The organism is Pseudomonas sp. B22(2017), assembly GCF_002113105.1.
In the GTDB taxonomy this organism is placed as follows: domain Bacteria; phylum Pseudomonadota; class Gammaproteobacteria; order Pseudomonadales; family Pseudomonadaceae; genus Aquipseudomonas; species Aquipseudomonas asiatica.
The window spans coordinates 286,042-304,538 of sequence record NZ_NEJN01000005.1 but is presented as its reverse complement, the minus strand read 5'-3'; the positions used below and the strand labels follow the sequence as shown (position 1 = coordinate 304,538).

Below are 18,497 nucleotides of genomic sequence, written 5' to 3'. Positions count from 1 at the left end.
TGCCGATCCGCTTCAATGCGTGGATGGATTCGTGAAGCATTTCGAAAGGACGACGCATGTTTCTCTCCCGCTGGCTACCGGGCCTTGCCAACCTGCTGCACTACCGCCGCGAGTGGTTCCACGCCGACCTGCAGGCCGGCCTCTCGGTGGCGGCGATCCAGATTCCCATTGCCATCGCCTACGCGCAGATCGTCGGCCTGCCGCCGCAGTACGGCCTGTATGCCTGTGTGCTGCCGATGATGGTCTATGCCCTGATCGGAAGCTCGCGCCAGCTGATGGTCGGCCCAGACGCCGCCACTTGCGCGATGATCGCCGGCGCCGTGGCGCCGTTGGCCATGGGCGAACCGCACCGGATTGCCGAGCTGTCGGTGATCGTCACCTTGCTGGTCGGGGTAATGCTGATCGCGGCCGGGGTGGCCCGGGCCGGGTTCATCGCCAGCTTCTTCTCGCGGCCGATCCTGATCGGCTATCTCAACGGTATCGGCCTGAGCCTGATCGCCGGGCAGTTGTCCAAGGTGGTGGGGTTCAAGATCGAGGGCGACGGTTTCATCCTCAGCCTGATCAACTTCTTCCAGCGCCTAGGCGAAATCCACTGGGTGACGCTGCTCATCGGCATCGCCGCACTGGGCCTGCTGATCTGGCTGCCACGACGCTACCCCCATCTGCCTGCGGCGCTAACTGTAGTGGCGCTGTTCATGCTGCTGGTCGGCCTGCTCGGCCTCGACCGCTTTGGCGTCGCCATTCTCGGCCCGGTACCTGCCGGCATCCCGCAGCTGGCCTGGCCACACAGTAACCTGGCAGAAATGAAAAGCCTGCTGCGCGACGCCCTGGGTATCGCCACCGTCAGCTTCTGCAGCGCCATGCTCACCGCACGCAGCTTTGCCGCCCGGCACGGCTACGCGATCAACGCCAACCACGAATTCGTCGCCCTGGGCGTAAGCAATCTGGCTGCCGGGGTTTCCCAGGGCTTTGCCATCAGCGGTGCAGACTCGCGCACTGCGGTCAACGACATGGTCGGTGGCAAGAGCCAACTGGTGGGCATCATCGCAGCACTGGTCATCGCCCTGATCCTGCTGTTCTTCACCGCGCCGATGGCGTGGATCCCGCAGGCCGCGCTGGGTGCCGTGCTGCTGATGGCAGGCTGGGGGCTGATCGACATCAAGTCGCTGAAGCATATCCGCCGCCTGAGCCGCTTCGAGTTCTGGCTGTGCCTGCTGACCACGGTCGGTGTGCTGAGCCTGGGCGTGCTTCCCGGCATCGTGTTTGCCGTGACCCTGGCGATCCTGCGCCTGCTGTACAGCATCTATCAGCCCACCGACGCGGTGCTTGGCTGGCTGCCCGGCACCGAAGGCCAGGTGGACATCCGCAAACACAAGGATGCCCGCACCGTGCCAGGCCTTGTGGTGTACCGCTTCGACGACGCGATCCTGTTCTTCAACGCCGACTACTTCAAGATGCGCCTGCTCGAAGCGGTGCAGAGCCAGGAACGGCCCAGGGCCGTGCTGTTCGATGCCGAAGCGGTAACCAGCATCGACGTCAGCGGCATCGCCGCCCTGCGCGAAGTGCGCGACACCCTGGCCGCGCAGGGCATCTTCTTTGCCATCGCCCGCGCTCGCGGCACCTTCCTGCGCATGCTGGTGCGCTCGGGGATGGCCCGGGAGATGGAAGACAAACTGCTGTTCGGCTCGGTGCGGGCGGGCATTCGCGCCTATCGGGTTTGGCGTAACAGGAGTCGCGTTGAGCAACGGGCTGAACAAGGTTGAAGCATTGCGTCGTTGCTACTGGCCATATCGCCAGCAAGCCGGCTCCCACAGGTACTGCACTGCTCTCAAGGCCTGTGGCGAACCGTGGGAGCTGGCTTGCCGGCGATAGGGCCAGTACAGGCTGCACAAAGCAGTTGCCTGGACACCAACCCTCGCACACTTTGCATGACATGCTAAAGTCGCCCCCGTTCCCGCTCCACCCAACGGACCCCAGCATGCCCGCACTAGACGCCACCCTCACCCCCTGGCCGGAACTCGCCGCCCGCCACCCTTGCGACGCCCTGCTGCTGGGCAACGGCGCCAGCCGCGTGCTGTGGAAGCCGTTCGGCTACTTCTCGCTGTTCGAGGAAGCGCAACGTGCCGGGCGCAAGAAAGGCCTGGCCGTCAGCGACCAGGCACTGTTCAAGTCACTGGGTACGGAACTGTTCGAGCCGGTGCTCAGCGCCCTCAACACCACCGTGCGCACCAACGCCGCGCTGGCCATCAACTCCACCGCGCCGCTGAACCGCTACTACTCGATCAAGGAAGCGCTGATCCACGCCGTACGCACGGTGCACCTGCCGTGGCCACTCATGCCGGCCACGACCCTGGCAACCCTCAACCAGGCGCTGCGTGGCTACCGCAGCGTCTACACCAGCAACTATGACCTGCTGCTACCGTGGGCCGTGCAACACGCCCCGCAGGGTTTCGCCGAACTGTTCGACGAGCAAGGCTTCTTCGACGTGCGCCGCACCAACGGCGAAGGCACGCGGGTACTGCACCTGCATGGCGGCCTGCACCTGCTCAAGCTGCCCGACGGCACCACCCGCCAACGCAGTGCCGACAGCGCCGAACTGCTCGATGGTTTTGCCGTGAACATCCCGGGCGAAGTGCCGCTGTTCGTCAACGAAGACCGCAGCGACGAGAAGCTGCGCGCCATCCGCAACTCTGACTACCTGGGCTGGTGCCTGGGGCAACTGGCGCGGGAAAGCCAGGGGCTATGCCTGTTCGGGCTGCACCTGGACAGCAGTGACCAGCATCTGCTCGAAGCCATCCGACAGGCCCGGCCGAAGCATCTGTCGATTGCCATACGGCCATTGAGCGAGGCATCGGTGATCAACCAGAAGCAGCATTTTGTCGACAGGTTCGGGGATATGCCGGGGACAGTGCTGCACTTCTTTGATGCCAGTACGCATCCGTTGGGACAGGCAGAACTGGCTATCGAGGCGCCAGCTCGCACCTGATCGCTCAACGCAGTCAGCTGCAGGAGCTGCCTGGTGTCGCAACGTCAGAGCAACCCATCCGCACGCAACAACGTCTCCAGGCAATGCTCCTGCACCCCGTAAAAGGCCTTGAGCTGCCCGATCTTCTCCAGCAACGCGCCGTTGTCCCCTGCCTGACGCCGCTTCACCGCAAGAATCATCTTGTTCTTGTTGGTGTGCTCCAGCGAAATGAACTCGAACACCTTGGTCTCATACCCGCAGGCTTCGAGGTACAGCGCGCGCAGGCTGTCGGTCAGCATTTCGGCCTGCTGGCCCATGTGCAGGCCGTACTGCAGCATCGGTTGCAACAACCCCGGGCTGTGCAGTTGCGGGCGGATCTGCTTGTGGCAGCACGGCGAGCACATGATGATCGCGGCGTTGCAGCGGATGCCGGTGTGGATGGCGTAGTCGGTGGCGATGTCGCAGGCATGCAGGGCGATCATCACTTCGATGGCCTCGGGCACCACGCTACGCACGTCACCACACTGGAACTCCAGGCCCGGGTGCTCCAGGCGCAAGGCGGCGGCGTTGCACAGGTCGACCATGTCCTGGCGCAGCTCGACGCCGGTTACCTGTGCTTCGCGGCCCAGGCTATTGCGCAGGTAGTCGTGCATGGCAAAGGTCAGGTAGCCCTTGCCTGAGCCGAAGTCGGCCACCCGTAGCGCCTGCTCCGCCGGCACCGGTGCACTGGCCAGGGCGTGGTCGAAGACTTCGATGAACTTGTTGATCTGCTTCCACTTGCGCGACATCGACGGGATCAGCGCGCCTTGTGCGTCAGTAACGCCGAGGTCACGCAGGAACGGCCGTGAAAGCTCCAGATAGCGCTTCTTCTCGCGGTCATGGCCGCTGCTACTGGCAGCTTCGCGTGGCGCCTGTGCGCCGTGGCGCTGGAGCATGGGCTTGCCCTTCTTGCTGAAGGTCAACTGCACTTCACCGTCGGCATCGAACAAGTGCGCGTTGCGGAAGCTGTCCGGTAGCAGCTCGGCGACCAGCGCCTGTGCCTGCTCCAGCGCCAGATTGCGGGTGATGTCGCGGGTCTGGTGGCGATAGACCAGCGACAGGCACGGCTGGCCCTTGACCTGCAGCGGCTTGGCAATGATCCGTTGCAGGGTCTGGTCGGCACCGACATGGCGCGCCAATACCAGTTTGACCAGGGTATTGCCATGCAGGGCGGCGTTCAGCAGGTCGAGAAACTGGGTGCGCGCATCCGGCGCGGATGGGGCAGAAGAACTGGCGGACATGGAAAAACGGTGCCTCGGGTAGCGGGGAGCGCATGGCGCAATGCACGCATTCTACAGGGTGGCTAACTTCCTGTGGGAGATCGCCCAGTCCTTTGGGCTGCGCTGTCGCGTAGGGAGCTGAATTCGCAAGCGGTACGCGTACCCTGTGGGAGCGGCTTTAGCCGCGAAGAATCCAACGCGGTGCATGGCCCCGGCTGCGCCGGTGTTCGCGGCTAAAGCCGCTCCTACAGGGGGGCGCGTCAAGCCATCGGGGTCGGCTCAATCGAGAATCACCAACCGGTTGGGCAACTCGTTACGCGCATGGGTAGGCGGCACATGTTCGCTGAGCAGTTCGCCGCACGCTTCTATGCACTCCACAAACCCCTGCAAGGTGCGGCCCTGGCGTACCTGTTCGGCAAGGCGGGCGACGATGGCCGCGCGGGCGGTGGCATCCAGATGGCGCTCGATACCGCGGTCGACCAGGATCTCCACATGCCGCTCCGCCTCGCTGACGAAGATCAGTACACCCGTGGCACCGGCAGTGTGCTGCAGGTTCTGTTCGCGAAACTGCTGGCGGGCCAGGCGCGAGGCGCGCCAGCGGCGCAGGGCCCGGGGGATCAGCCAGCCGGCCAGGCGCGGGCTGCGCAGCAGCAGGCACAAGCCTACGAACAGCAGCACATTGGCCACCAGCAAGCCACGCACTCCGGGCCAACCCAGCAGCCAGTGCAACAGGGCCGGCACGGCCAGCGCCAGCACGGCGGCCCAGAACAACGGCCAGTAGGCATAATCGTCGGCCCGGCGGGCCAGCACCGTCACCAGTTCGGCATCGGTGCGCCGTTCGGCACGGGCAATGGCTTCGGCGATCTGGCGCTGATGGTATTCGTCGAGGGGGGTCATGCCGTCGGTCTCTTGAGCGTTCTTATAGTTGTTGTCCCGGCATTCGGGGCTTCGTCCGCAGGCGACATATTCAGGCATAATCCGCCGCTGGAAGAAATGCCTGCAAATCGTACAACAATAGCCGCCTGAAAACTTCGGCCGCGCGCGTATCACCGTGGATACGGCACAGGCCTCACAACGGAATTGATGATGAAACTGTCTTTGCTGGGCCTGGCCATGGGCCTTGCCAGTCAGGCGGCACTCGCCGCCCCCTCCGCCCCGCCCCTGCAGGACAAGCAGGCGTTCATCGACCATCTGATCAGCCAGATGACCGAAGCCGAGAAGATCGGCCAACTGCGCCTGATCAGTATCGGGCCGGAAATGCCGAAGGATAAGATCCGCGAGGAAATTGCCGCCGGGCGCATCGGCGGTACCTTCAACTCACGCACGGCCCCCGAGAACCGCCCCATGCAGGACGCGGCGATGCGTAGCCGGCTGAAGATTCCGATGTTCTTCGCCTACGACACCGTCCACGGCGAACGCACCATTTTCCCGATCGGCCTGGGCATGGCCGCGACCTGGGACATGGACGCCGTCGCCAAGGTCGGCCGCACCGCCGCCATCGAAGCCGCGGCCGACGCCCTGGACATGACCTTCGCACCGATGGTCGACATCGCCCGCGACCCGCGCTGGGGCCGCACCAGTGAAGGCTTCGGCGAGGACACCTACCTGACCTCGAAGATCGGCCAGGTGATGGTCCGCTCGTTCCAGGGCAGCAGCCCGGCCAACCCCGACAGCATCATGGCCATCGTCAAGCACTTCGCCCTGTATGGCGCGGTGGAAGGCGGGCGCGACTACAACACGGTCGATATGAGCCTGCCGAAAATGTACAACGACTATCTGCCACCCTATCGCGCCGCGCTCGACGCTGGTGCCGGCGGAGTGATGGTGGCGCTGAACTCGATCAACGGCGTGCCGGCCACCTCCAATACCTGGCTGATGAACGACCTGCTGCGCAAGGAGTGGGGCTTCAAGGGCGTGACCATCAGCGACCATGGCGCCATCCAGGAGCTGATCCGCCATGGCGTCGCCCGCGACGGGCGCGAAGCCGCCAAGCTGGCGATCAAGGCCGGCATCGACATGAGCATGAACGACACCCTGTACGGCGAAGAGCTGCCAGGCCTGCTGAAGTCTGGCGAAGTGACCCAGGCCGAACTGGACCAGGCAGTGCGCGAAGTACTGGGCGCCAAGTACGACATGGGCCTGTTCAAGGACCCGTACGTGCGCATCGGCAAGGCCGAAACTGACCTGAAGGACTACTACGGCAACGACCGCCTGCACCGCGACGCCGCGCGTGACGTGGCGCGCCGCAGCCTGGTACTGCTGGAAAACCACAACCAGACCCTGCCGCTGAAAAAGGCCGGCACCATCGCCCTGGTCGGCCCGCTGGCCGATGCCCCGATCGACATGATGGGCAGCTGGGCTGCCGACGGCAAACCGGTGCACTCGGTGACCGTGCGCGAAGGCCTGCGCCGCGCCGTGGAGGGCAAGGCCAAGCTGGTCTACGCCAAAGGTTCCAACGTCACCGGCGACAAGGCGATGTTCGATTACCTGAACTTCCTCAACTTCGATGCTCCGGAAATCGTCGACGACCCGCGCCCGCCCGCGGTGCTGATCGACGAGGCGGTGAAGGCGGCAAAGCAGTCCGATGTGGTGGTGGCAGTGGTCGGCGAATCCCGCGGCATGTCCCACGAGTCGTCGAGCCGTACCACCCTGGAAATCCCGGCCAGCCAGCGGGAGCTGATCAAGGCCCTGAAAGCCACCGGCAAGCCACTGGTGCTGGTGCTGATGAACGGCCGCCCACTGTCGATTGCCTGGGAACGCGAGCAGGCCGACGCCATCCTGGAAACCTGGTTCGCCGGTACCGAAGGCGGCAACGCGATCGCCGACGTACTGTTCGGCGATTACAACCCGTCCGGCAAGCTGGCCATCACCTTCCCGCGTTCGGTCGGGCAGATCCCGATGTACTACAACCACACCCGTATCGGCCGGCCCTTCACACCGGGCAAGCCGGGCAACTACACCTCGCAGTACTTCGAAGAGCCCAATGGCCCGCTGTACCCGTTCGGCTATGGCCTGAGCTACAGCAGCTTCGAGCTGTCGGGGCTGAAGCTGTCGAACAAGGACCTCAGGCGTGGCGACACGCTGGAGGCCAAGGTGACGGTGAAGAACACCGGCAAGGTGGCAGGCGAGACCGTGGTGCAGCTGTACCTGCAGGATGTATCGGCATCGATGAGCCGCCCGGTGAAGGAACTGAAGAACTTCCAGAAGCTGATGCTCAAGCCTGGCGAATCGCGCACGTTGAGCTTCCGCATCAGCGAAGAAGACCTGAAGTTCTACAATGGCCAACTGCAGCGGGTTGCCGAGCCAGGGGAATTCAATGTCCAGGTCGGCCTGGATTCCCAGGCGGTGCAACAGCAGAGCTTTGAACTGCTGTAACTGACAGGTTATGCCTGTACCGGCCCCTTCGCGGGCTTGCCCGCTCCCACAGGTAATGCACAGGTCCATCGGGCTGTGAATCTTCTGTGGGAGCGGGCAAGCCCGCGAATAGGCCAGCCCTGATACCCCATTTATCCGGATCCGCCCCATGCCCTTTTCCGTTCGCGCCCTGCGTCTGGGGCTGATCTCCCTGCTGATCGTGCTGGGCACCGCCCTCAGCGCCGGCTGGGCCATGCACCAGGCCAAGCGCCAGGCCATGGAAGCCGACGCCCAGCGTGCCAGCCAGCAGTTGGGCCTGTATGCCAATGCCCTGCACACGCTGATCGACCGCTACCGCGCCCTGCCCGCCGTGCTGGCGCTGGACCCGGAACTGATCGCCGCCCTGCGCGGCCCGGTCAGCGAACCGATGCAGGACGCCCTGAACCGCAAGCTCGAACGCATCAACGGCGCTGCCAACTCCTCCACCCTCGAACTGCTCGACCGCACCGGCCTGGCCATCGCCGCCAGCAACTGGCGGCTGCCCAGCAGCTATGTGGGCTCCAACTACGGTTTCCGCCCCTACTTCAAGCAAACCCGCAGCCAAGGCAGTGGCCGCTTCTACGCCGTGGGCGTGACCAGTGGCGTGCCGGGCTACTTCCTCGCCAGCGCGGTGAACGACGAGCATGGCCGCTTCCTCGGCGCCATGGTGGTTAAGCTGGAGTTCCCCGAACTGGAGCGCGAGTGGCGCCAGGGCAGCGACATCCTGCTGGTCAGCGATGCCCGTGGCATCACCTTTATCGCCAACCAGGACGGCTGGCGCTACCGCGAGCTGCAGCCGCTCAATGGTGCCGACCGTGCCGAACTGGCCGAAACCCGTCAGTACGACAAGCAACCGCTGGTGCCGCTGCAGCACCAGGTGCTGACCCGCTTTGCCGCCAACAGCACCCTCAGCCGCGTGCAAGGCCCGGAGGGTAGCGCCGAGTACCTGTGGGAAAGCCTGCCGCTGGAAAGTGAAAACTGGACCTTGCATCTGCTGCGCAAGCCGCAGGTGGCCGCCGACGGTCGCAATGCCGCCCTCGGCGCCGCCGCCGTATGGCTGAGCCTGGTGTTCGCTGCGCTGTTCGTCAGCCAGCGCCTGCGCCTTGCCCGCCTGCGCCAGCGTAGCCGGGAGGAGCTCAAGCGCCAGGTCGAGGAACGCACCCGTGAGCTGCGCACCGCCCAGGAGGGGCTGGTGCAATCGGCCAAGCTGGCGGCGCTTGGGCAAATGTCGGCGGCCATGGCCCATGAAATCAACCAGCCGCTGACCACCCAGCGCATGCAACTGGAAACCCTGCGTCTGCTGCTCGACCATGGCCGATATGACGAAGCACGCCAGGCACTGGAGCCGCTGGAGCAGATGCTCACGCGCATGGCCGCGCTCACCAGTCACCTGAAAACCTTCGCCCGCAACAGCCCGGTCGGCCTGCGCGAACGCCTCGACCTGGCCACCGTGGTCGACCAGGCACTGCACCTGCTGGAGGCGCGTATTCGCAGCGAAGAAGTGGAGGTAGCCCTGTACCTGGCGCGCCCGGCCTGGGTGCGCGGCGATGCCATTCGCCTGGAGCAGGTGCTGATCAACCTGCTGCGCAATGCCCTCGACGCCATGGCCGACAAGCGCTACAAACGCCTGGAGATCCGCATCGAGCCCGACGGCGAGCTATGGCGCCTGAGCGTGCTGGATTCGGGTGGCGGCATTGCCGAGGCCAACCTGGCCAAGGTCTTCGACCCATTCTTCACCACCAAGCCGGTGGGTGAAGGCCTTGGGCTGGGGCTAGCCATCTCCTACGGCATTGTCCACGAGGCCGGCGGCAAGCTGCAGGCCGAAAACCTGCCTGGCGGCGCGCGCCTGAGCCTTACCCTGCCCCGTGACCTGGAGCCTGCATGTTGAATTCAGTGATCGTCGTCGATGATGAAGCCAGTATCCGCACGGCGGTCGAGCAATGGCTGAGCCTGTCGGGCTTCAGCGTGCAACTGTTCGCCCGCGCCGAAGAATGCCTGGCACACCTGCCACGGCACTTTCCCGGGGTGATCATCAGCGATGTACGCATGCCGGGCATGGATGGCCTGCAGTTGCTCGAACGCCTGCAGGCGGACGACTCCGACTTGCCGGTGATCCTGCTGACCGGCCACGGCGATGTGCCCATGGCAGTGGAAGCCATGCGCAGCGGGGCCTACGACTTCCTGGAAAAACCCTTTACCCCGCAGCACCTGCTGGGCAGCCTGCGCAGGGCCCTGGAAAAGCGCCAGCTGGTCTTGGAAAACCGCCGGCTGCACGAGCAGGCCGATCTCAAGTCACGCCTGGAAGGCACACTGCTGGGTATGTCCCAGGGCCTGCAACAGCTGCGTCGGCAAGTGCTGGACCTGGCCAGCCTGCCGGTCAATGTGCTGATCCGCGGCGAAACCGGCAGTGGCAAAGAGCGCGTGGCCCGCTGCCTGCACGATTTTGGCCCGCGCGCCGACAAGCCGTTCGTCGCCCTCAATTGTGCAGCCATCCCCGAGTCGCTGTTCGAGGCCGAGCTGTTCGGCCATGAAAGCGGCGCCTTTACCGGCGCCCAGGGCAAGCGCATCGGCAAGCTTGAGTACGCCAACGGTGGCACGGTGTTCCTCGACGAAATCGAAAGCATGCCACTGGCCCAACAGGCCAAGCTTCTGCGGGTGATCCAGGAACAGAAGCTGGAACGCCTGGGGGCCAACCAGAGCATCAGCGTCGACCTGCGCATCATTGCCGCGACCAAGCCCGACCTGCTCGAAGAAGCCCGCGCCGGGCGCTTCCGCGAAGACCTTGCCTATCGCCTGAACGTGGCCGAGTTGCGCCTGGCGCCGTTGCGTGAACGGCGTGAGGACATTCCACTGCTGTTCGAGCACTTTGCCCGTGCCGCCGGCGAAAAGCTTGGTCGCGCAGCCCCGCCACTGTCGGGCGCGCAACTGGCGCAGCTGCTGTCGCATGACTGGCCGGGCAACGTGCGTGAGCTGGCCAACGCGGCGGAACGGCATGCATTGGGGCTGGGCTCGCCGAACATCGAGGTGACGCCTGCCGGGCAGTCGTTGAGCGAACAGATGGAAGCGTTCGAGGCGCAATGCCTGCGCGCGGCGCTGCGCCAGCACAGGGGCGAAATCAAGGCGGTGATGGAGGCCTTGCAGCTGCCGCGGCGCACGCTGAACGAAAAGATGCAGCGGCATGGGTTGGTGCGCGAGGACTTCATCGGGCGGGAATGAGCGGAAATCCGCTTATCTCGCTCAATCAGCAAGCAAAAAACCGCTCATTAATCTGATTTTCCGGGGCTGCCTTGCAGCCCTTCGCGGGCACGCCCGCTCCCACAGGGAAACGCGAAGAGTCAGACGTCACGCGGTCCCTGTGGGAGCGGGCGTGCCCGCGAAGGGCGCGCAGCGCCCCCATTTGAAGCCCAATGCACCCATTTGGCACACCTTCTGCAATCACCTGTGCAAGCTGCGCCACGGCGCGCTCCACAAAAACAACGAGAAGGTATCCCTGATGGATAATGCCACCTCCCTGCCAGCCGGGGCGTCCACCGCGCCTGCCACAGAAAAAACCACCGCCAGCCGCCTGAAGTCGATCTTCAGCGGGTCCATCGGCAACATGGTCGAATGGTACGACTGGTACGTCTACGCCGCATTCTCGCTGTACTTCGCCAAGGCCTTCTTCCCGGCCGGCGATTCCACCGCACAATTGCTCAATACCGCCGCGATCTTCGCCGTGGGCTTCCTCATGCGCCCGATCGGTGGCTGGTTGATGGGTCTGTACGCCGACCGCAAAGGCCGCAAGGCCGCATTGATGGCCTCGGTACTGTTGATGTGCGCAGGCTCGCTGGTCATCGCCCTGACCCCGGGTTACGAAACCATCGGAGTCGCCGCACCCATCCTGCTGGTCATTGCACGCCTGATGCAGGGCCTGTCGGTGGGTGGTGAATACGGCACCTCGGCCACCTACCTCAGCGAGATGGCCAGCAAGGACCGCCGTGGCTTCTTCTCCAGCTTCCAGTACGTCACCCTGATCTCCGGCCAGCTCATCGCCCTGGCGGTACTGATCGTCCTGCAACAGACCCTGACCACCGAGCAGCTGTATGCCTGGGGCTGGCGCGTACCGTTCGTGATCGGTGCGCTGTGCGCCGTGGTGGCCCTGTACCTGCGTCGCGGCATGGAAGAAACCGCCTCCTTCACCAAGAAGGAAAAGGCCAAGGAAAGCCTGATGCGCACCCTGCTGCGCCACCCCAAGGAGCTGATGACCGTGGTCGGGCTGACCATGGGCGGCACCCTGGCCTTCTACACCTACACCACCTACATGCAGAAGTACCTGGTCAACACCGTTGGCATGAGCATCAGCGACTCGACCACCATCTCGGCCGCCACGCTGTTCCTGTTCATGTGCCTGCAGCCGGTGATCGGCGGCCTGTCCGACAAGATCGGTCGACGCCCGATCCTGATCGCCTTCGGCGTGCTCGGCACCCTGTTCACCGTACCGATCCTCAGCACCCTGCACACCATCCAGACCTGGTGGGGCGCGTTCTTCCTGATCATGGCGGCGCTGATCATCGTCAGCGGCTACACCTCGATCAACGCCGTGGTCAAAGCCGAGCTGTTCCCCACCGAAATCCGCGCTTTGGGCGTGGGCCTGCCGTACGCGCTGACCGTGTCAATCTTCGGCGGCACCGCCGAGTACGTGGCCCTGTGGTTCAAGAGCGCCGGCATGGAGAGTGGCTTCTACTGGTACGTGACCGCCTGCATCGCCTGCTCGCTGCTGGTTTACGCAACCATGAAGGACACCAAGCAGCACTCGCGGATTACCACTGAGTGAGTGTGAGCTTGCGGTAATCAAGAAGGGCGCCCCGTTGTCGGGGCGCCTTTTTTCATACATGCGAATGCGTCATGCAATCCAGGTGTACGGTTTGAGGGCTCCAGCGCATGCGAGACGCACCGCGCGGACGGCGCTTGATTTCAGCAACAGCGCAAACATCAAGCCATACCTCCGAAGCCTTCTGATGAGCCGATTAGAAATCCTATTCGGCTCACCATGTGAGCCGAATAGCCCAATTAATCGGCTTACTGGTATCGGAAAGCAGGCTCAGGACATCTCCAACGCCTGACGCGGCTCACGGCGCTGGTACCAGGTGGCCATCAGCACCAGTACCAACAACACCCCTCCCAGCACCGCCGAAGAGCCGACCGTGCCGAAGTCCAAACCGCCCTTCTCGTGGGGCTTGGTGAGGAAGTCGCCCAAGGTGGCGCCGAACGGGCGGGTAAGCACGAACGCGACCCAGAACAACACCACGCCAGGGATGCGTGTCCAGTAGCGGGCCACCACTACCATGGCGATGGCACTGCCGATCAACAGTGCGCCACCGGCAAAACCGAGCCCCGAGTCATCGGCCAGGTAATCGCCCAGCGCCGTGCCGAGGGTGTTGGAAAACAGGATCGCCACCCAGTAGAACAATTCGCCCGTGCGGTTCTTGATGCGGGTGACATCCAGCGGGTTGCCGCTCAGGCGCCATACCAGGAAGGTCAGCAGCAGGATGCCGATGAGGATGGCCGAACCCGCGGCGTAGCCCAGGCCCAGGGTGCGGTCCATGAAGTCGGACATGGTGGTGCCTGCGGTGCTGGTGGAGAGGATCACCAGCCAGTACAGCATCGGGTGGTAGCGGCGCGAGTACAGCTGGCCGAGCAAGGTCAGCAGGAACACGCTGATAAGCAGCAACGAACTGAGGGCATAGCCGATGTTCAGGGTCATCGACAGCAAATCCCCCGCCGTTTCGCCAAGGGTGGTAGCGCAGATCTTCATGACCCAGAAGGCCAAGGTGATTTGCGGAAGTTTGTTCATTGTTGTGCCGCTCCGGTTTGAGGTGCGGCGATGGTGCTGAACAGCATTTGAAAAATCGGTTGGTGATGTATGAAAAATGCGTTCAGCAGCCTTCAATGACAAATTTTTCATCCTTAACGCCCCATTAATTCCACCGCCTCAAGCTGAAATGGCTGGCAGAACGTCGGCGCATGGGCGGGCACATCCTGAGCCAGAACCGCTGCCCGAGCCACAAGATGCACGCCAACACATATCGAACTATTCGATTTTTAAGAACTGCTATTCGCGCTTTTTAATCAAATTAATAAGCGTAGGATTAAACCCATAGAAACAAAACAACCTCAAAAACCCCTGGAGCAACGACCATGAAAAACAAACTGATCCTCACCCTGGCCCTCTCGGTTTTCGCTGCTGGCGCTTTCGCCGAAGATGGCTTCAACCGCACCAACGCCCACACCTTCGCAGCGACCCAGAGCCAATCCGCTGCCTACGCTGAAGATGGTTTCGACCGTACTGGCGGCCAGCGCTTCGCTGAAGATGGCTTCGACCGCACCGGTGGCCAGCGCTTCGCCGAAGACGGCTTCGACCGCACTGGTGGTCAACGCTTCGCCGAAGACGGCTTCGACCGCACTGGTGGTCAACGCTTCGCCGAAGACGGCTTCGACCGCACTGGTGGCCAGCGTTTCGCCGAAGACGGCTTCAACCGCACCAACGCCCACCGCATCAGCTGATCCCTGATGCGAGTACCCAGCCCGGCTTCGGCCGGGCTTGATCATTTGCAGGCGGGCACAGGCTTGGCACACTAGGCGCCTTGTCCACCAGGAGGTAGGGCCAGCAAGCCCAGCACAGATGTATTACTACGAACCCGCAAAAGGCCACGGCCTGCCCCACGACCCGTTCAACGCCATCGTCGGCCCCCGCCCTATCGGCTGGATCTCCTCACACGACCGCGAAGGCCGCCTGAACCTGGCGCCCTACAGCTTCTTCAACGCCTTCAACTACATCCCGCCAATCATCGGTTTCTGCAGCGTCGGGCGCAAAGACAGCCTGAACAACATCGAGCAGACCGGCGAGTTCGTCTGGAACCTCGCCACTCGCACGTTGGCCGAGCAGATGAACCAGAGCTGCGCACCGGTTGCCGCCGAGGTAAGCGAATTCGAATTGAGCGGCCTAACCGCCACGCCATCGAGCATCGTCAATGTGCCGCGTGTCGGCGAAACCCCAGTGGCCTTCGAGTGCAAGGTCAGCCAGATCGTCCAGCTCAAGCGGGCCGACCAGGAACTGGTGCCCAGCTGGTTGATCCTGGGTGAAGTGGTGGCGGTGCACATTGCCGAGCACCTGTTGAAGAACGGCATCTACGATACCGCTGCCGCCGAGCCGATCCTGCGTGGTGGTGGCCCGGCAGATTATTTCGAGCTGGGCAACCTGTTCAAGATGGCCCGCCCACCGGCCTGATCACCAGATCAGCTCACCCTCTTCGCTGACGCCCTGCAGGCGTTGCAGCTCGGCCGTGGCCGCTTCGTCGGCGGCCACGGCGCCCTGGAACACCTGGCCGTCGAGAATCTTGTGAAAGCGCGGCGCGCCACCCATGCCCAGGGCCTTGACCGCGATGGCCGCGTTGTAGCCGCCACCTTCCACCGGGACCATCGCCGAAACCGCTTCGAAATGCGGGAATTCTCTACGTGCCATGTTGCTATCTACCTGGTTGATCAAGGGCAGCATCTTACCCTATTCATCTGTACCGGCCCTATCGCCGGCAAGCCAGCTCCCACAGGTACTGCACCGCCCTCGAAACCTGCGATAAACCTGTGGGAGCTGGCTTGCCGGCGATGAGGCCAGAACAGGCAACACCTCAATCAAAGGTATGCAGATCCAGGCTACTGACCACCTGTTCCTGCACCAACTCACCAAACACTTCCAGTGTCGGCGAAGCAAAATAGCCACTCATCGCCTGCTGGTCTTGCCAGCTGCCACTGAGCAACCATAAATCGGCATCAGCCTGCGAACGCTGCACCGAAAAACTCAGGCAGCCCGGTGCCCGCAACGAGGGCTCGAGCAGGTCACGCAGGCGCGCGCCCAGCTCCGCCGAGCGCCCGCTGCTGGCACGGATGAAAGCAAGGTGGGTGACCGGTTGTGTCGGGGTCATTGCACAATCTCCTTGAAGCAGGCGGACGAAAAAGCCAGGCTGCCAAGGTTAGGGCCTCGCCCGCGCGACGCGTTAGGCCATTACTGCTCGCCGATTGCCTGATCCTGCAGCGCGGCAGGATCAGGCAATCGGCGTGCAGCTTTTGACTAGCGCCCGCCATTGCCCAAACCTATGCTGCGTCGGTCAGCAGAGGAAAGCCATCATGACCATCGCCACGTCCATCGACCCAAGCCTGGAACTGCAACGCCAGGAGCTGGCCGAGCTGATCCGCCGCCACGCCGGGGAGCCTCATGGCCCGGCATCGGCCATCGATGACCTGTACCTGGTGCGCTACACCGAAAACGTGCGCTCGGTACCGACCCTGGCGCAACCCGCGCTGTGCATCCTCGCCCAGGGCAGCAAAAGCCTGTTCCTGGGTGACGAGCAGTACGCCTACGACCCGCTGCACTACATGGTGGTCTCGGTAACCTTGCCGCTTAGCGGCGTAAAGCTCGACGCCAGCCCCGAGCACCCGAGCCTTGGCCTGCGCATGGACCTGGACCCAGCCGAAATCAGCCAGCTGATCGCCGAAAGCGGGCCGATGCTGGTGCCCAACCGGCCTTCCGGTCGTGGCTTGTATGTGGAGAGAACCGACGCCGCGTTGCTCGACGCCTTGCTGCGCCTGATACGCCTGCTGGACACCCCGCGCGACATCGCGATGCTGGCGCCGCTGTTCCGCCGGGAGATTCTGTACCGTCTGCTGCGAGGGCCGCAGGGCTATCGGTTGTACGAAATTGCCTTGGCCAACAGCCAGACCCACCGCGTTTGTCAGGCCATCACCTGGCTCAACCAGAACTACCAGCGGCCTTTGCGCATCGAGGATCTGGCGCGTGAAGTCAACCTCAGCACCTCGACCTTGCACCACCGGTTCAAGGCCGTGACGTCGATGAGCCCGTTGCAGTACCAGAAGCAACTGCGCCTGCAGGAGGCGCGGCGATTGATGCTCAATGACGGCCTCGAGGCAGCGGTGGCGGCCTACCGGGTGGGGTATGAAAGCCCGTCACAGTTCAGCCGTGAATACAGCCGGCTGTATGGCGCGCCGCCGATTCGTGATGTGGCCAGGTTGCGGGCGACTGCTGGCTGAGTTTGGCTTTGCCTGTGCCGGCCTCTTCGCGGGTAAACCCGCTCCCACAGGTTTTGCACAGATATTGATAACTGTGCAGTACCTGTGGGAGCGGGTTCACCCGCGAAAGGGCCGGTACAGACAATAGCTTCACCTCAACCCAACACAGCCCCCTGCCACTGATTCTGGTCAACCTGGATCAAGGTCGGCCCCTTGCGCTCCACTGCCTGCCCCAACGCCACCTGCAGCTGCGCCACATCTGCCACCTGCTCCGCCGCCGCGCCCAGGGCCCGCGCCACACCGATGAAGTCCGGCGTATGGATATCCACCCCGACTGGCTCGATGGCCCGGTTGACCATGTACTTCTTGATTTCCTCGTACCCCTGGTTATTCCATAGCAGCACGATCAGCGGCACCTGCGCTTCCACCGCGCTGGCCAGCTCCGGCAAGGTGAACTGCAAACCGCCATCACCAATCAGGCACACCGCAGGGGCACGCTCACCGACCTGCTCCGCGCTGCCCAGCCAGGCGCCCATGGCCGCCGGCAATGCGTAACCCAAAGTGCCGTAGCCGGTCGAAGCGTTAAACCAACGGCGTGGCTGGTCCATGTCCAGGGTCAGGTTGCCGGTGTACACCGGCTGGGTCGAATCGCCCACCAGAATGGCATTGGGCAGACGCTCGAGAATCGCACTCAGCAGACGCGTCTGGCTCAAGGTCGGCTGGTCCCAACCCGCCGCCAGTGCCTGGCGCAGCTTGGCCACCCGGGCCTCGCCCCACGTGCTCTCACGCACGGATTGCGGCAGCGCCTGCAAGGCACCGAGCAGCGCCTCGGCGGCCAGTTCGGCATCGGCCACCAGCGACAGCGCCGGCAGGTAATTGCGCACGGTCTGGTCCGGGTCGATGTCGATGCGCAACAGGCTGCCCGGGATCTCGAAACCACCTTTGAAGGTGACGTCATAGTCTGTTTCGGCCAGTTCGGTGCCGATCGCCAGCACCACATCGGCCTCGGCCACCAGCGCCCGTGTAGCTGGCAGTGACTGGCTCGAGCCGATCTGCAGGGGGTGGCTGGCCGGCAGCAGCCCCTTGGCATTGATGGTCAGCGCCACCGGCGCCTGCAGCTGTTCGGCCAGGCGCGCCAGCGCAGCGCCCGCGGCCAATGCACCGCCCCCGGCCAGGATCAATGGCCGCCTTGCATTGGCCAGGCGCTCGGCCATCTGCGCCACGGCCTGCGGCGCTGCCCCTGCCCGGGTACTGCGCACCACGCGCCCCGGCAGCAGGTGATCGGCCGGTTCGACCAGCACGTCGAGCGGGATCTCGATATGCACCGGGCGCGGTCGGGCGCCTTCGAACACGGCGAATGCCCGAGCCAGCACCTGCGGCAGGTCATCGGCACTCATCAGGGTGTGGGAAAACGCCGCCACACCCGACACCAGCGCGGCCTGGTTGGGCAACTCATGCAGCTTGCCACGGCCACCGCCCAGCTGGTCGCGGGATTGCACGCTGGAAATCACCAGCATCGGGATCGAGTCGGCATAGGCCTGGCCCATGGCGGTGGTGATGTTGGTCATCCCCGGGCCGGTGATGATGAAGCACACCCCCGGTTTACCGCGGGTCCGCGCATAGCCGTCGGCCATGAACCCGGCCCCCTGCTCGTGGCGCGGGGTGACATGGCGGATGGACGAGCCGGCCAGGCCGCGGTAGAGCTCCACGGTATGTACACCAGGAATGCCGAAGACATGGTCAACGCCATAGCCTTCAAGGAGTTTTACCAGTACTTCGCCGCAGGTCGACATTGGGTTTCACCGTGAATCTTGGTTGGG

15 protein-coding genes are annotated in these 18,497 nt (G+C 63.9%); 9 read left to right on the top strand and 6 right to left on the bottom strand.

Annotated features, from left to right (window positions below):
- The first annotated feature begins 56 nt into the window (after nucleotides 1-56).
- Together CAG18_RS13885 and CAG18_RS13880 are read left to right on the top strand one after the other, a co-directional pair.
- The gene (locus CAG18_RS13885; RefSeq protein WP_054573857.1) at nucleotides 57-1,763 is read left to right on the top strand and encodes a SulP family inorganic anion transporter; all 1,707 of its coding nucleotides are present in this window, start codon (nucleotides 57-59) and stop codon (nucleotides 1,761-1,763) included.
- A gap of 215 nt (nucleotides 1,764-1,978) precedes the next feature.
- Nucleotides 1,979-2,986 carry a DUF4917 family protein gene (locus CAG18_RS13880; RefSeq protein WP_085721049.1) on the top strand — a complete coding sequence of 336 codons (1,008 nt, stop codon included), beginning with the start codon at nucleotides 1,979-1,981 and terminating at the stop codon, nucleotides 2,984-2,986.
- Nucleotides 2,987-3,030: 44 nt separating this feature from the next.
- On the opposite strand, the gene CAG18_RS13875 is transcribed toward CAG18_RS13880, so the two are convergent.
- Both CAG18_RS13875 and CAG18_RS13870 read right to left on the bottom strand, forming a co-directional pair.
- The gene (locus tag CAG18_RS13875; RefSeq protein WP_013974019.1) at nucleotides 3,031-4,245 is read right to left on the bottom strand and encodes an SAM-dependent methyltransferase; all 1,215 of its coding nucleotides are present in this window, start codon (nucleotides 4,243-4,245) and stop codon (nucleotides 3,031-3,033) included.
- A 258-nt stretch (nucleotides 4,246-4,503) separates the two neighbouring features.
- On the bottom strand, nucleotides 4,504-5,121 hold the full coding sequence (locus CAG18_RS13870; RefSeq protein ID WP_085721048.1) for a TPM domain-containing protein: 618 nt from the start codon (nucleotides 5,119-5,121) through the stop codon (nucleotides 4,504-4,506).
- A gap of 186 nt (nucleotides 5,122-5,307) precedes the next feature.
- Here CAG18_RS13870 and bglX point away from each other — a divergent pair, with 186 nt between their 5' ends.
- The 4 genes from bglX (at nucleotide 5,308) to CAG18_RS13850 (ending at nucleotide 12,430) form a co-directional block, all read left to right on the top strand.
- Entirely contained in the window at nucleotides 5,308-7,599 is a 2,292-nt protein-coding gene (gene bglX / locus CAG18_RS13865; protein ID WP_085721047.1) for a beta-glucosidase BglX, read from the top strand.
- A gap of 148 nt (nucleotides 7,600-7,747) precedes the next feature.
- Complete coding sequence (locus tag CAG18_RS13860) at nucleotides 7,748-9,505, top strand: ATP-binding protein (RefSeq protein WP_024087686.1); 1,758 nt, start codon at nucleotides 7,748-7,750, stop codon at nucleotides 9,503-9,505.
- Nucleotides 9,499-10,833, top strand: coding sequence for a sigma-54 dependent transcriptional regulator (locus CAG18_RS13855; protein ID WP_085721046.1), 1,335 nt, complete (start codon nucleotides 9,499-9,501; stop codon nucleotides 10,831-10,833). The genes CAG18_RS13860 and CAG18_RS13855 overlap by 7 nt, the downstream gene beginning before the upstream one ends.
- A 277-nt stretch (nucleotides 10,834-11,110) precedes the next feature.
- Complete coding sequence (locus CAG18_RS13850; RefSeq protein ID WP_003258436.1) at nucleotides 11,111-12,430, top strand: MFS transporter; 1,320 nt, start codon at nucleotides 11,111-11,113, stop codon at nucleotides 12,428-12,430.
- 267 nt (nucleotides 12,431-12,697) lie between these two features.
- On the opposite strand, the gene CAG18_RS13845 is transcribed toward CAG18_RS13850, so the two are convergent.
- The gene (locus tag CAG18_RS13845) at nucleotides 12,698-13,450 is read right to left on the bottom strand and encodes a hypothetical protein (protein WP_054571987.1); all 753 of its coding nucleotides are present in this window, start codon (nucleotides 13,448-13,450) and stop codon (nucleotides 12,698-12,700) included.
- Nucleotides 13,451-13,794: 344 nt separating this feature from the next.
- On the opposite strand from CAG18_RS13845, the gene CAG18_RS13840 reads away from it, so the two are divergent.
- Nucleotides 13,795-14,160: a hypothetical protein gene (locus CAG18_RS13840; RefSeq protein ID WP_015271636.1), complete on the top strand. Its 366-nt coding sequence runs from the start codon at nucleotides 13,795-13,797 to the stop codon at nucleotides 14,158-14,160.
- A gap of 118 nt (nucleotides 14,161-14,278) precedes the next feature.
- The gene (locus CAG18_RS13835) at nucleotides 14,279-14,884 is read left to right on the top strand and encodes a flavin reductase family protein (RefSeq protein WP_085721045.1); all 606 of its coding nucleotides are present in this window, start codon (nucleotides 14,279-14,281) and stop codon (nucleotides 14,882-14,884) included.
- Here the strand turns inward: CAG18_RS13835 and CAG18_RS13830 are convergent, their stop codons facing one another.
- Together CAG18_RS13830 and CAG18_RS13825 are read right to left on the bottom strand one after the other, a co-directional pair.
- Nucleotides 14,885-15,151 carry a hypothetical protein gene (locus CAG18_RS13830; RefSeq protein ID WP_003258432.1) on the bottom strand — a complete coding sequence of 89 codons (267 nt, stop codon included), beginning with the start codon at nucleotides 15,149-15,151 and terminating at the stop codon, nucleotides 14,885-14,887.
- 130 nt (nucleotides 15,152-15,281) lie between these two features.
- Nucleotides 15,282-15,575, bottom strand: a complete 294-nt coding sequence (locus tag CAG18_RS13825) for a putative quinol monooxygenase (protein WP_003258431.1) — start codon at nucleotides 15,573-15,575, stop codon at nucleotides 15,282-15,284.
- Nucleotides 15,576-15,777: 202 nt separating this feature from the next.
- Here CAG18_RS13825 and CAG18_RS13820 point away from each other — a divergent pair, with 202 nt between their 5' ends.
- Nucleotides 15,778-16,698, top strand: coding sequence for an AraC family transcriptional regulator (locus CAG18_RS13820; protein ID WP_003258430.1), 921 nt, complete (start codon nucleotides 15,778-15,780; stop codon nucleotides 16,696-16,698).
- Nucleotides 16,699-16,832: 134 nt separating this feature from the next.
- Here CAG18_RS13820 and CAG18_RS13815 read toward each other — a convergent pair whose 3' ends face one another.
- Nucleotides 16,833-18,470: a 5-guanidino-2-oxopentanoate decarboxylase gene (locus tag CAG18_RS13815; protein ID WP_085721044.1), complete on the bottom strand. Its 1,638-nt coding sequence runs from the start codon at nucleotides 18,468-18,470 to the stop codon at nucleotides 16,833-16,835.
- Nucleotides 18,471-18,497: the final 27 nt, after the last annotated feature.